A 13,835-nucleotide genomic window follows, 5' to 3' on the forward strand; every position below is an offset into this window, starting at 1 on the left:
TCCAAATGTGAAGCAAAATATGACTGATTATATGTTTTTATGAATGCTGTCTGTGCATATTCCATGGTCTATGAAACCCTAGCGAAGACCAAATAATATCTCCACCTTTGGTCATCATAACGCTTCCTCGTGATAACAATTGTTGAGGTATAAATACTATTTTTGCCTTCTTGTAACAAGTTGGATTATGCATCACAAATGTCTGAATGAGAATATCTGCCTCTACACATTGATCTGTTTCTCTCTGTAAAACGATCACTTTTAATCCATTATCCAATAAAGATGTACATACATGATAATCACAAATAAATTGTCCGTGTAACGAAGGACCATATTTTGTTGGTTTAATCGTTTCATTCACACGAAATGACTTTTTCCATATGGATGTCGTGAACTTAGAAATATGGTAACGATCAATATATAATTTTTTATCATGAATAACGCCCACGAGGCGCATATTATCTGCTATAATCAGTTGTACAGGTGAATGCAATACACAAATAGAAATACCTGCCAAAATAAACAAACTAAAAAAGAGCCGGATAGGTGTTTTGCAAAAAGTCAGTCCAACCAAGCCTATGCTCAATAAAACTAACGCTGATAACGGCATAAAACCAGGATTCAAATCAGGAGAAATAGCCTTGATAGCATGTGCAATCTTTATTACAAGATCAACTCCAAAACCCATAATTTGAAGAGGAAGCCATTCGAATCCTCCTAACATTGCAAGAACTGCGATTAATCCAAAGGGAATGACAAAAATTGAGATGACAGGCAAAGCAAAAGCATTACTGATAATGCTCAACGATGCCATATTAGAAAAATGATAAGCAGCATAAATTCCACTTGCACTCCCTGCAACAAAGGAAGAAGCACATGTTGAAAGCATCGATAAGAAAACAAAATTTATCACTCCTCCTCCAACATAAGAGGGAGTTGTTTTTCTTTTAAGAAAAAATGACCTTCCACTCCACCAATCAAAAAAAGCGATCAAAGCAGCAGTCGCAGAAAAAGACATTTGAAAGCTAGGACCTAATATTTCATGGGGTGTCATCGCTAGAGTTATCAACCCTGCAATGGAAAAATTACGCATTGTTATAGCAGAGCGATTACACAATATAGCAACCAACATAACAGCAATCATCACAAAACTTCTTTGCGCTGATATTGCTAAGCCCGACAATAACAAATAAAAAGCTGTTATCATAAAAGCAACGATAGCAGCAAATTTTTTACTGGAATAATAGGAAGAAAAAACTGGAAAAAATGCTAAAAAACTACGGATACTCAAAAGAACTATGCCGCTTAACAACGCCATATGTAAACCTGATATTGATAAAATATGAGCTAATCCAGCTGTACGTAATGCTTCATTTGTCTCATTTGAAATACCAGCACGCTGCCCTGTTATGAGGGCAGCTGCAACACTCCCCTTTTCTCCTTCAAGGGCTATACGGATTCTTTGTGTCATCTTCGTGCGTAAATTTTCAATTTTCTGTAGAATGATAGCGAATATTCCATCAGGCTGCGAAACGGATATTTTTCTTGGTTTTCCTAAATAAACGCCTTGTGCTCCAATTCTTTTAAAATAATTATGAAAACTAAAATCGTAGCCTCCTGGACGCACCGGCCCAGAGAATGCACGAATCTTAACTTTTCCATGCAGTCCATCACCAATCGCTAAGCCAGATGGCAAATATCTTGCCGATAAACGAACACGATGAAGACTATGGCGTAATACAGGATTTTCTGTATTCAAAATATCCAAAACTAAACGAAATCCTCCTTTGGCACCTGACTCAATAGAAACAATTCTTCCCGTCAATGTAGTGACAATGTCACTGCTTAGCATGGGTGTTGCAATACGCCACGTTTCTATTTTTGCCGCTAAAGCACCCAATATAATACAAAACAGAAACCCCACGGGAATCCATATTTTTCGATAAAAACGTGCAACATAGAATATTCCCAGAAAAATACTGACCAACGCCCCCAATTGTCCCCAACTTGGTTCCCACTCTAAATGAAAATAGAAAATGATTCCTAGGGCAAAAAAAACTAAAATCAGCGAAAAAAGGATACCAAAAGAAACTTCTTTATTAATACAATCTTCTAACCATTTGCGAAAAAAAATGATTACTTCTTTTAAGAGTGTCAATAAAAAAAGTTTTTGTTGGTTATAGCTACCGTTCTTTGCATCATCATATCTAGAAAAAACACTCTGCCCTATCTGACATGGCTTTTTTCCTTCTGTAACAGATTTTTCGGATAAACCCTCTTTACTTTTATAAAACATCAGTCCCCCACTTTAACTCGCAATACGGCTATTGCACGCCCCATCACTTATGCTAACATGACTTTTCTATAAAATTCCATAAGTAATATCTTAGTTTAAAGGAAAATATTCGTGTCTGTTATTACTCGTTTTGCCCCTTCACCCACTGGCTTCCTTCACATTGGTGGTGCTCGTACTGCTCTTTTTAATTGGCTTTATGCAAAACATACCGGTGGAAAAATGCTTTTACGAATTGAAGATACAGACCGAGAGCGTTCAACAGAAGCAGCTGTAAAGGCTATTATAGATGGCTTGCACTGGATGGGTCTTAGTTATGATGGCGCCCCTATTTCGCAATTCGAACGTGCAGAACGTCACCGCCAAATCGCTGAACAGTTGGTCAAGAATGGCAAAGCATATTATTGTTATGCTTCACCTGAGGAGTTAGCTGAAATGCGTGAAAAAGCCCGTTCAGAAGGGCGCCCACCACGTTATGATGGACGTTGGCGCGACCGTGATAGTTCTGAAGCTCCTAAAGGTGCTAAGCCTGTTATTCGCATCAAAGCCCCTCAAGATGGAGAAACGATCGTACATGATCGTGTTCAAGGTGATGTCCGTTTTCCTAATAAAGATCTCGATGACTTCATTATTTTGCGTTCTGATGGTTCGCCTACCTATATGCATGCTGTTGTCGTTGATGATCATGATATGGGCATCACACATATTATACGTGGTGACGATCATCTTACCAACGCAGCCCGACAAACGATTATCTTTAAAGCAATGGGATGGGACATTCCTGTTATGGCCCATATTCCTCTTATCCATGGTGAAAACGGTGCAAAATTATCAAAGCGACATGGTGCGCTCGGTGTTGATGCCTACCGAACAATGGGATATCTTCCTGCTGCTTTGCGCAATTACCTTGTCCGTTTAGGTTGGAGTCATGGTGATGACGAACTGATGTCACTTAAAGATATGATTTCTTGGTTTGATATTGAGGATATTAACAAAGGTGCTGCTCGTTTTGATCTCAAAAAGCTCGATTCCATCAACGGACACTATATGCGTATGAGTAATGATCAAGAACTTTTTGATGCCGCTCTTAATATTCTACCAGAAACCGATAGGAGAGCACAAATTATTGAAAGACTTGATGAAAAACGCCGTGTTCAATTTTTAAAAGCAATCCCGCATTTGAAAGAACGTTCAAAAACACTGTGCGAACTGATTGACAATGCCTCCTTCATTTTTACGCAACGACCTTTACAACTTGATGAAAAAGCTCAAATGCTCTTAGATAAAAATGGACGAACCATTTTAAACGATCTTTATCTTGCTCTGAAAGCGTGCCCCTCTTGGGATACAAAAACTCTAGATGAAACACTTCGCTCTTTTGTCCAAACACAGAATCTCAAATTTGGATCTATCGCCCAACCACTTCGCGCAGCTCTTACAGGATGTGCAACATCACCAGGTGTTTTGGATATTCTTATTTTATTAGGACGCAATGAATCCCTTCATCGCATCAAGGACCAACTTATCACAACAATATGCCCATGATGTGCACTGAGTATATTTCCTCAAATAAGGATCTATACAGATATCTCAACGCGCCCTAAAAGAGTTTTTTATGTTATATCATTGAAATACATTTCTTATTGAGTAATAATGATCAATAAGGAAATATTTTTAGATTGCATGTACTCACTTTTAGAGGCAATCTACCCTTAAATAAGTAAGAAAAGCTTCAGTTATACATCCCCCACTCTGATGAAGCAGAGTCTTAATTTTTAGAAGTGAAGGATCTGAAAGGAATACCGAATGTCTGAGAATAACGCATATATTATTGTGAATGATAAAAAAGTAGAGCTTCCCTTGCGTAAAGGCACGAGTGGACCTGAAGTCATTGAAATTGCTTCTCTCTATAAAAAAACCGATATTTTTACTTATGATCCTGGTTTTACTTCAACAGCTTCTTGTGAATCAAAAATTACTTATATCGATGGTGATAAAGGCATATTGCTTTATCGTGGTTATCCTATTGATCAATTGGCTGAAAAAGGAGACTTTCTCGAAAGTTGTTATCTTTTACTTTATGGTGAACTCCCAACACAGCAAGAAAAAAATGAATTTGATCGATGTATTATGCAGCATACCATGGTCCACGAACAATTTGCACGCTTCTTCCATGGCTTCCGTCGTGATTCTCATCCTATGGCCGTCATGGTTGCCTGCCTTGGCGCTATGTCTGCGTTCTATCACGACTCTATTGATATTACAGATCCTCACCAGAGAATGATTGCTTCTGTTCGTCTTATCTCAAAAGTTCCAACGCTTGCTGCTATGGCCTATAAATACAGTATTGGACAAGCATTTGTTTATCCACGTAATGATCTTAGTTATGCTGCAAATTTCCTCCATATGTGTTTTGCTGTTCCTTGTGAAGAATATAAAACAAACCCTGTGCTTGCTCGGGCGATGGATCAAATCTTTATCCTTCATGCAGATCATGAACAAAATGCTTCTACATCTACGGTACGTCTTGCTGGATCCTCAGGTGCTAATCCGTTTGCCTGTATTGCAGCAGGTGTTGCATGCCTTTGGGGACCAGCACATGGTGGTGCCAATGAAGCATGCCTAAAAATGCTACAAGAAATAGGTTCTATTAAAAGAATTCCTGAATTTATTGCACGTGCAAAAGATAAAAATGATCCTTTCCGCCTTATGGGCTTTGGGCACCGTGTCTATAAAAATTATGATCCACGTGCAAAAATCATGCAAAAAACCTGTCATGAAGTTTTAAAAGAACTCAACATTCAAGATGACCCTCTTCTTGATATTGCAATAGAGCTTGAAAAAATTGCCTTAAGTGATGAATATTTTATTGAGAAAAAGCTTTATCCCAATGTTGATTTCTATTCCGGCATTACATTAAAAGCTCTAGGTTTTCCAACTGAAATGTTTACTGTCCTTTTTGCATTGGCGCGCAGTGTCGGGTGGGTGGCACAATGGAAAGAAATGATTGAAGACCCTGCACAAAAAATTGGTCGTCCTCGACAACTCTACACAGGCTATGCTATGCGTGACTATGTTCCTATAGATGAACGTGCAAATTAAAAAAGAGATCAATAAAGCTTCAGTTTACTGAAGCTTTATTGAGAGTAATCAAAAAACATCCTTTAAGAATTTTTATAAAACGTAATTTTAAAACTCTTTCTACAGAGATAACATCATCATAAAAATTTAGTAAAAAATTCTAAGTTTTAGCTCTGTAAAGAAATTGAGAGTACTTTTCTGCGAATTAGCCAAACATTTAGCAAAAAGAAATTGAAAAGTTTACCTTATAATCCTCATTATCCTTTAATGGAAATGTATTCCCTATCATTCCCCCATGTTTAAAAGCCCTATTACATATTAAAATCTAGCAATGTCAGAATTTTTCTTTCTATCTTCTTCAGATAAAATTGCAAAAAGCTTACATTAAGTGCTTCTCTAATTAGAATAAAAACACTTTTACATTTTGTCCTGTTAAAAGCTGAAATTTTCTTTGTATTTAAGTTGATAGTTTTTCTTTTAAAGATAAATTATTGATTTTTAAATAAAATTATTAAAAATTACCCTATAATCAATAAGAGGTGACTTTCTTTCCTGTATTTTTTATTCCCATACTTGATAAAAAGAAATTATTTTTTTGATAATGATATTCAGCATAATGATAGCAAAATGAACATAGATAAATTTTTTACATTGCTCCAAAAGAGCTTACAGATTATAAAAATTCATGATGGTTTCATATTTGCCAGCTTATCTAATAGGAGAACATAATGAAATTATTAGCAGGAGCTCTTATAATAAGCGCGACACTATTTACCCTATCGGCCAATTCTCAAACGCTGAAAATTGCAAGCGATGCTTCTTATCCGCCATTTAGTTATATTGACTCAAATAACGAACTTCAAGGGTTTGATATTGATATATCTTATGCTCTTTGTAAAAAAATGAATGTTGAATGTACTATTGTCACACAAGACTTCGAGGGGATGATTCCCGGTCTTCTTGTCAAAAAATACGATGCTATTGTTTCTTCCCTTTCTCCTACAAAAGAGCGCTTACAAAAAATTGATTTTACAGATCCTTACTACAATACAGCACTCGCTGTTATTGTTACCAAAAATTCGGAAATTAAAGAAATCTCAACACAAGCCTTTAGAGGTAAAAACCTTGGTGTACAATCAAATACAACACAAGCTGCATATGCGGAAGATCATTATGCCTCTGAAGGAGTTAATATCAAACTTTATCCTACAGCAGCAGAAGTTAATCGTGATCTTTTAAGCCATCGGCTTGATATCATCATCTTTGATAAATTAAAAGCATTAAATTGGCTTGAAAATGAAGGAAAAGACTGCTGTCTCCTCTTGGGAACTCTAGAAGAAACAAATTTTCCTATTGCAATTGCACTCCGTCAAAATAATAATGATCTTAAAAACAGTTTTAATAAAGCAATAGAAGAAATCCGCGCCGATGGAACCTATGAGAAAATTATGAGAAAATATTTTACTTTCGATATCAATTAGATATCACTATGAATTAAAACTCAATCTGTATATTTAAGGGGTATCTTTAACTTTTTATTGGACATGCGGGTATAATTGGAAATTCGGCATTTTTATAAGAAAATTTACATTTATCAAAATAACTTTTAATTGCTCCTTGAGATCTAAACATTTTGTAGAATCTAATGACAACAATAAGGTTGTATTTTTATCGTATCAAAATCTAATTTTTTCTTTATGTTCAAATTGAATAGCCTTATTTTCAAAAAAAATCTCAGTTTTGACTCATGAAATGATTCAAATCAATCATTTCGTGAAAATTAAGCTATCATACAAGCAATAAGATATTTATTCTTTTTTTATCAATAATGCCCAACATAATGATCTAAAATAAACATCAATAAATTTTTGAATTGCTCCAAAAAAGCTTACAGATTATAAAAACATAATGATTTCATATTTGCCCGCTTATCCAATAGGAGAACATCATGAAATTATTAGCAGGAGCTCTTATAATAAGCGCCGTACTATTCACCCAATTGGCTGATGCGAAAACATTAAAAATTGCGAGTGAAGGCACCTACCCTCCCTTTAGTTATATTGACTCAAATAATAAATTGCAGGGACTTGATATTGATATATCTTATGCACTTTGTAAAAAAATGAATGTTGAGTGTACTATTGTTACACAAGACTTCGAGGGAATGATCCCTGGACTTATTGCAAAAAAATATGATGCTATCATTGCTTCCCTCTCTCTCACACAAGAGCGCTTACAAAAAATTGACTTCACAGATCCTTACTACGATACAGCACTGGCTGTTATCGTTACCAAAGCTTCGGGAATTAAAGAAATCTCGACACAAGACTTTAGAGGTAAAAATCTTGGTGTGCAATCAAATACAACACAAGCTTTCTATGCAGAAGATCATTATGCTTCTAAAGAGGTGAAAATCAAACTCTACCCTTCCACAATAGAAGTGAATCGTGACCTTTTAAATCATCGACTTGATGTGATTATTGTTGATAAATTACAAGCATTAAATTGGCTTAAAAATGAAGGAAAAGATTGTTGTCTCCTCTTGGGAACTCTAGAAGAAACAAGATTTCCTATTGCAATTGCAGTCCGTCAAAATAATAATGAACTTAAAAATAAGTTCAATAAGGCGCTAAAAGAAATCCGTTTGGATGGAACTTATGAAAAAATTATGAGAAAGTATTTTACAGGTGATGTTTATTAAATATCAATATGATATTTTAATGAAACCCGTTGGTTATTGCTAAAAAATATTATCTAACTCTTTCATGAGGAATACAAGAATGATTGAAAATTTAGCATTGCTATCATTTAGCAATGGTGGATGGGGAGTGGTTATACTTTCCAGTGCAGGAATGACTTTGTCATTGGCATTATGTTGTGGACTTCTAGGATTTCCTCTAGGACTTCTCAATGCAGTGATGATTCGATCCAATATTAAGATGGCCAAAGCTATGGCACGCCTCTTTTCAACGATATTTCGTGGGCTACCAGAGCTTTTAACTTTGTTTTTAGTTTACTACGGATTACAAAGCCTTATTCAAAATTTATTTGACTATTTTAGTTTTGAAATCATGTTCAGTATCAATGCTTTTGTTGCTGGTGTTCTTGCCCTTAGTATGGTTCTTGCAGCTTTTTCTTGTGAAGTTTGGCTTGGAGCATTTAATATTTTTGATAAAGGTCAATATGAAGCAGCTAAAGCTTTAGGACTTTCACGGTCAACCACATTTTTTCGTATTGTCTTCCCTCAGCTCATCCGAAATGCCTTGCCAGGACTTTCTAATAATTGGCTTACTCTACTGAAAGATACATCCCTTGTTTCTACCATCGCGCTTGTTGACCTCATGCGACAAACGAATCTAGCTGTCGCTGCCACCAATAAACCCATGCTATTTTATTTTGTAGCATGCTTACTCTATTTGTTATTTTCAGCGGTTTTTACTGCAATCTTACGCCATTTGGAAACATACACTCAAATAGGCTATAAAAAGGTGCTAAGTCAATGATTCCTGAGTGGCTTTATTTTCTTTTTAATCCTGATCTTTTAAGTCATTATGGACCCAAATTTATTAATGGCTTTATTGTTACTGTTGAACTTGTTTCTATTTCTTGTTCTCTAGGCCTTTTTCTTGGTATGATTATCGCTTTTGCACGTCTATCAGAGAATACATTTTTACAATATTTTGCAAATGCTTATGTCTATTTTTTCCGTGGCTCTCCTTTATTAGCTCAACTCTTTCTTTTTTATTATGGGCTTGGTTCAATGAACAGTTTTTGGCAACAAGTGGGGCTATGGTGGTTTTTTCAAAACGCGTGGTATTGTTGTCTTTTTATTTTTACACTCAATTCTGCTGCCTATCAATCTGAGATCTTTAAAGGAAGTTTTCTATCCGTAACAACTGGACAACGCGAAGCATCAAAAGCTTTAGGTTTAAGCAACTCTGTCACATTTTTTAGAGTTATTCTTCCACAAGCAATGATTGTAGCATTACGCCCCCTAGGAAATGAGTTGATTTTAATGATTAAATCCAGTGCTGTTGCCTCACTTATTACTGTTTATGATTTAATGGGGGTTGCTAAACTCGCTTATTCACGGACTTTCGATTTTCAAGTTTACGTTTGGGCTGCTCTTATCTATCTCTTTATCGTTGAACTCATTCATCGTTTTATTGTTTTTATCGAGCAGCGCCTCACTCGATATTTACGGTAAATAAAATGATCATAAAAAACAGTACCAAATCAAAATGTTGAATTAATCAAGTTCTTCATCAATGAAAGAATAAAATAAGATGAATTTGAAAAATAATAAATCGATCTCTCCCAGTAAAAAACCTGTGATCTCTATCCAAAATCTAAATAAATGGTATGGAAACTTTCAGGTCCTACATGATATCAACTTTAATGTTCAAGCTGGTGAACATATCGTTATTTGTGGACCATCCGGATCAGGAAAATCAACGTTAATTCGTTGTATTAATCAATTAGAACAAGCACAAAAAGGTTCAATCTGTATCCATAACGTTGATATCCATACTGCACCTATCCAACAGCAAAAAAATGTTCTTCGTAAGATAGGAATGGTCTTTCAGAACTTTAATTTATTTCCCCACATGAGCGTTATACAAAATTGTATTTTAGCACCTATGACCGTTCAAGGGCTTTCCAAACAACAAGCACAAGAACGGGCAATTCGTTACTTAACGCATGTTGGTATTGAAAAACACTGTGAAAAATATCCTTTACAACTTTCTGGTGGGCAACAACAACGTGTTGCGATTGCCCGTGCACTTTGTATGGAACCTGAAGTCATGCTTTTTGATGAACCAACCTCTGCTCTTGATCCAGAAAGTGTGGGAGAAGTTTTGGAAGTGATGGCTCGATTAGCCGATACAGGGATCACAATGCTTTGTGTTACCCATGAAATGGGCTTCGCACGTAAAGTCTCAGAAAGAATACTCTTTCTAGAAAATGGAAAAATTGTTGAAGATGCAGCTTCTGAAGAATTTTTTACCAATCCTAAAAGCCAACGTGCTTGTAATTTTCTTGCTAAAATTAAATATTAATCATTAAAATATTGCTTTATTTATACAATTTTATTCCTGCTTTTTAAAAAAGTGATAATTGTTTGTGCGCCAACAACCCCCGATGGTACTTCAGTTTTCATTTTCTGTTTTACCATCTCAAAGGAATCAAGTTGTGCCTGTCGCAATAAAGGATTAGCCAAAAGTTGTTCTACCTGTCTTGCTAACATGCCAGGACGGATTAATTCATTCAAATATTCCGAAACAATAGGCTTATCAGCAATAATATTTGGAAGAGCAGCACTCCATAACATCATTTTAGGAAAAATAAATAATTTAGAAAAGAAATCAAGTTTATAGCAAAGAACCATAGGAACTTTTGCTAAGGCTAATTCAAGTGAAACAGTTCCATGTGCAGCAAGAGCAACATCTGCTTGTGCAAAAGCACGCCATTTTTCATCTTCACCAACTACAATTTCTATCTTGCTTTTCCAGCCCTGCACAAAGTCCCGGATTCTATCTACCAAATGAGGTAGGGTTGGTAAAATAATACGTAAATGAGGAATACGTTGTACAAGAATCTCTACTGTTTCTCGAAAAATAGGCATTAAGGAACGAATTTCTGAATTGCGTGATCCTGGCAAAATAACCAATGTAGGTGATAATGTTTGTGTATCAATCAAATTTCTTTGTTCTAATTGGTGTTTTTTTTCTGACTGAACGCTCAAAAGGGGAGGATATGTCAAAAGACGATGTCCAACATAGGTCGTGGCAGGACCTCCCAAATCTTGCATAATCTTTTCTTCAAAAGGAAAAACCGCTAAAATATGATCAACAAATCCACACATAGCTTTTGCACGCTCTGGTCTCCATGCCCAAACGGTTGGTGCAATATATTTAATGATAGGAATAGAAGGCGCTAAAGCACGTACTTTTTTTGCAACACGATGCGTGAAATCAGGACTATCAATAATAATTAAACAATCAGGTTGTTCTTGTGCAATAAATTTGGATAAATTGCGAATATGTAGCAATAACAATGGTAGTTTTTTCAATACTTCCTTTAAACCTATTAAAGCAATATCATGGGAATCAAAAAAGCTTTTTAAACCTAATGCCTTTAAATGCCTCCCCCCAACACCAATCAAATGAATATTGCATCCTATCTGTTGTGATAAACAAGAAATTAAATCGGCCCCAAGTAAATCACCAGATTCTTCACCTGAAACCACTGCAATCTTTAAGAAACAATTATTCATGACCAAACTTTTCAAATGTCTCTATAAATAGAGAATATTTGTTGGCTTTTTCTATTGTTGTTTTCACTGATAATATTAGACTTCTATTTGCCTCCACCGCAACACCAGATAAACCACTCTTTGCAATATTCATTATTGTCGCGGGCCCAATTGATGGCAAATCAACGCGATTATCCTGTTGTGGTTTTGCGCATTTTACAAGAATGCCACCTTTAAGGGGAATTTGCCCTCTTTCTCGCATTTCACAAATACGCCACAACATATTATCAGTTCCCTCAGCGCCCTCTAGAGCAACCACCCTTCCTTGGACAACGACAACGGCTTGCCCAATATCCAATTGCCCTAAAAGCTTTGCTGCTTTTGCTGCTAAAAAAATATCTTTTTTCTCTTTTGGAGTAGCACGCCGTACTGTTAAATTAAATTCTATGGGAGCTAAAAGATCTGGGACTATTTCGTGAGCACCAATAACACAAAAACCGTGTGCTTCAATAATCCGTATAAAAGCTTTTAATAACGCATCATCTCCCCTCCTCAAAGCTCCAATTAACTTAGGAAGAGCTAAAAATGTTGTCCAGTCCAGTCGCAATTGTTTAAGAAGTGGACGCTTTTTCACACCACCTGCCAAAACAACATTATATACACCAACCTCTTTTAAAATTTTAACGAGTCGTGCTAACTCTACAATTGATAGCTCGCAATGCTCATAGCGATAAAGAACAGAATCTGCCTCACCATGCAAAAGCACAAGAAAAGGATTTTCTCCATTCTTCTCAAGAGTCTGCGCAACAGTAATCGGTAGAACACCATTTCCTGCTATAATAGCAGTACGGCCGGAAAGAAAACTTCTGGCTCCCCAAATAGGCATTTTTAATCCTTATGTTCTTTTATTCTAACACCTTCAAATTTTGGTGTGCAATAAAAACGCTTTCCTTCTTCTTTAATAAAATTAACAACTTCAGAAACAGACTGAGAAGAAGAATAGAAAGAAGCAACATCACTGACACGCTCTTTAAATGGTTTGCTATGATCAAAAAGCATAGCAACCGCATGACGGAGTGCATGAATATCTTGACGCTCAAGTCCTGCACGCTTCATGCCAATAATATTGAGTCCAGCAAGTTTTGCCTGCACACCAACAGCTGTTCCATAAGGTATCAGATCACCAACCAGTGCAGATACGCCGCCGATAAATGCATGATGTCCAACACGAACAAATTGATGAACAGCAGCACCACCACCAATAATCACATAATCACCAATAGTAACATGACCAGCAATCATTGCGTTATTGGCAAATGTTACATGATTGCCTACATAACAATCGTGAGCGATATGCGCATAACAAAAAAATTGGCAATTATCACCAACAACTGTCATTCCTACACTCGAATCGGAACCCCTATGCATTGTTACACCTTCACGAATCGTACAATTCTTACCAATAAAAAGAGTTGTAGCCCCTCCTTTATGTTTATTATTTTGCGGATCTGCCCCCAAAACGGCATGAGAAAATACTTTACTCTTGGCTCCTAACGTTGTCTTTCCCATTATTACAACATGACTTGTCAAACTACATTCATCACCAATAACAGCCTCTGAACTAATATGGCAAAATGGTCCAACGCGTACATTCTCACCAAGCTGCGCTCCCTTCTCCACAAGAGCAGTTGGATGGATTTTCGTACCGGACATTTTTAAATTCCCATCAAATATCGTTTATTCTTCTTCGACAATCATCGCAGCAATTTCTGCTTCAGCGACGCGGACATCTTCTACTTTTGCAACACATGAAAAACGTCTCATACCAGATCTTTTTTTCAAAAGCTGAACATAAATCTTGAGCTGATCACCAGGCATAACAGGCTTACGAAATTTCGCATTATCAACCGTCATAAGGTAAACTAAATTTGTTTGCTTATTGCCTAAATTTAAAAGTGCTATTGCTCCTGCCGTTTGTGCCATAGCTTCTAAAATCAAAACTCCAGGCATAACAGGCTTTGAGGGAAAATGTCCCATAAAATGTGGCTCGTTAATCGTTATATTTTTAATACCAATCGCTTCTTGTTCACCATCAATATCAACGATACGATCAATTAATAAAAATGGATAACGGTGCGGTAATATTGATAATAGTTTTTCAATATCGACAGCCTCTAAGTTTTTAGTTTTTTCACTGCTGATCAT

The 13,835-nt window shown here is 36.2% G+C and carries 12 protein-coding genes; 7 read left to right on the top strand and 5 right to left on the bottom strand.

Features of this window, described 5'->3' with window-relative positions; genetic code table 11:
• Positions 1–37 precede the first annotated feature (37 nt).
• On the bottom strand, positions 38–2,296 hold the full coding sequence (locus ACFINH_RS05695; protein ID WP_375632364.1) for a ComEC/Rec2 family competence protein: 2,259 nt from the start codon (positions 2,294–2,296) through the stop codon (positions 38–40).
• Between the two features lie 111 nt (positions 2,297–2,407).
• On the opposite strand from ACFINH_RS05695, the gene gltX reads away from it, so the two are divergent.
• From gltX to ACFINH_RS05730, 7 genes are all read left to right on the top strand, one after another.
• The gene (gltX, locus tag ACFINH_RS05700; protein WP_375632365.1) at positions 2,408–3,838 is read left to right on the top strand and encodes a glutamate--tRNA ligase; all 1,431 of its coding nucleotides are present in this window, start codon (positions 2,408–2,410) and stop codon (positions 3,836–3,838) included.
• Between the two features lie 261 nt (positions 3,839–4,099).
• The gene (gene gltA / locus ACFINH_RS05705) at positions 4,100–5,395 is read left to right on the top strand and encodes a citrate synthase (RefSeq protein WP_375632366.1); all 1,296 of its coding nucleotides are present in this window, start codon (positions 4,100–4,102) and stop codon (positions 5,393–5,395) included.
• A 707-nt stretch (positions 5,396–6,102) separates the two neighbouring features.
• Positions 6,103–6,855, top strand: coding sequence for a transporter substrate-binding domain-containing protein (locus tag ACFINH_RS05710; protein ID WP_375632367.1), 753 nt, complete (start codon positions 6,103–6,105; stop codon positions 6,853–6,855).
• A 467-nt stretch (positions 6,856–7,322) separates the two neighbouring features.
• A complete protein-coding gene (locus ACFINH_RS05715; protein WP_375631231.1) occupies positions 7,323–8,075 on the top strand; it encodes a transporter substrate-binding domain-containing protein in 753 nt (250 codons plus the stop codon).
• A gap of 79 nt (positions 8,076–8,154) precedes the next feature.
• Positions 8,155–8,877 carry an ABC transporter permease gene (locus ACFINH_RS05720; protein WP_375632368.1) on the top strand — a complete coding sequence of 241 codons (723 nt, stop codon included), beginning with the start codon at positions 8,155–8,157 and terminating at the stop codon, positions 8,875–8,877.
• Entirely contained in the window at positions 8,874–9,581 is a 708-nt protein-coding gene (locus ACFINH_RS05725) for an ABC transporter permease (protein WP_375612132.1), read from the top strand. The genes ACFINH_RS05720 and ACFINH_RS05725 overlap by 4 nt, the downstream gene beginning before the upstream one ends.
• A 79-nt stretch (positions 9,582–9,660) precedes the next feature.
• The gene (locus ACFINH_RS05730; RefSeq protein ID WP_375632369.1) at positions 9,661–10,434 is read left to right on the top strand and encodes an amino acid ABC transporter ATP-binding protein; all 774 of its coding nucleotides are present in this window, start codon (positions 9,661–9,663) and stop codon (positions 10,432–10,434) included.
• A 20-nt stretch (positions 10,435–10,454) separates the two neighbouring features.
• Here the strand turns inward: ACFINH_RS05730 and lpxB are convergent, their stop codons facing one another.
• The 4 genes from lpxB to fabZ are packed head-to-tail and all read right to left on the bottom strand — an operon-like array spanning position 10,455 to position 13,835.
• Entirely contained in the window at positions 10,455–11,651 is a 1,197-nt protein-coding gene (lpxB, locus tag ACFINH_RS05735; protein WP_375632370.1) for a lipid-A-disaccharide synthase, read from the bottom strand.
• Positions 11,644–12,516, bottom strand: a complete 873-nt coding sequence (locus ACFINH_RS05740; RefSeq protein WP_375632371.1) for an LpxI family protein — start codon at positions 12,514–12,516, stop codon at positions 11,644–11,646. Before ACFINH_RS05740 ends, lpxB begins: the two co-directional genes overlap by 8 nt.
• A gap of 2 nt (positions 12,517–12,518) precedes the next feature.
• Positions 12,519–13,343: an acyl-ACP--UDP-N-acetylglucosamine O-acyltransferase gene (lpxA, locus tag ACFINH_RS05745; RefSeq protein ID WP_375609506.1), complete on the bottom strand. Its 825-nt coding sequence runs from the start codon at positions 13,341–13,343 to the stop codon at positions 12,519–12,521.
• Between the two features lie 24 nt (positions 13,344–13,367).
• Entirely contained in the window at positions 13,368–13,835 is a 468-nt protein-coding gene (fabZ, locus tag ACFINH_RS05750; protein ID WP_375632372.1) for a 3-hydroxyacyl-ACP dehydratase FabZ, read from the bottom strand.

Source organism: Bartonella sp. AA74HLJMH (assembly GCF_042197045.1).
Taxonomy (GTDB): domain Bacteria; phylum Pseudomonadota; class Alphaproteobacteria; order Rhizobiales; family Rhizobiaceae; genus Bartonella.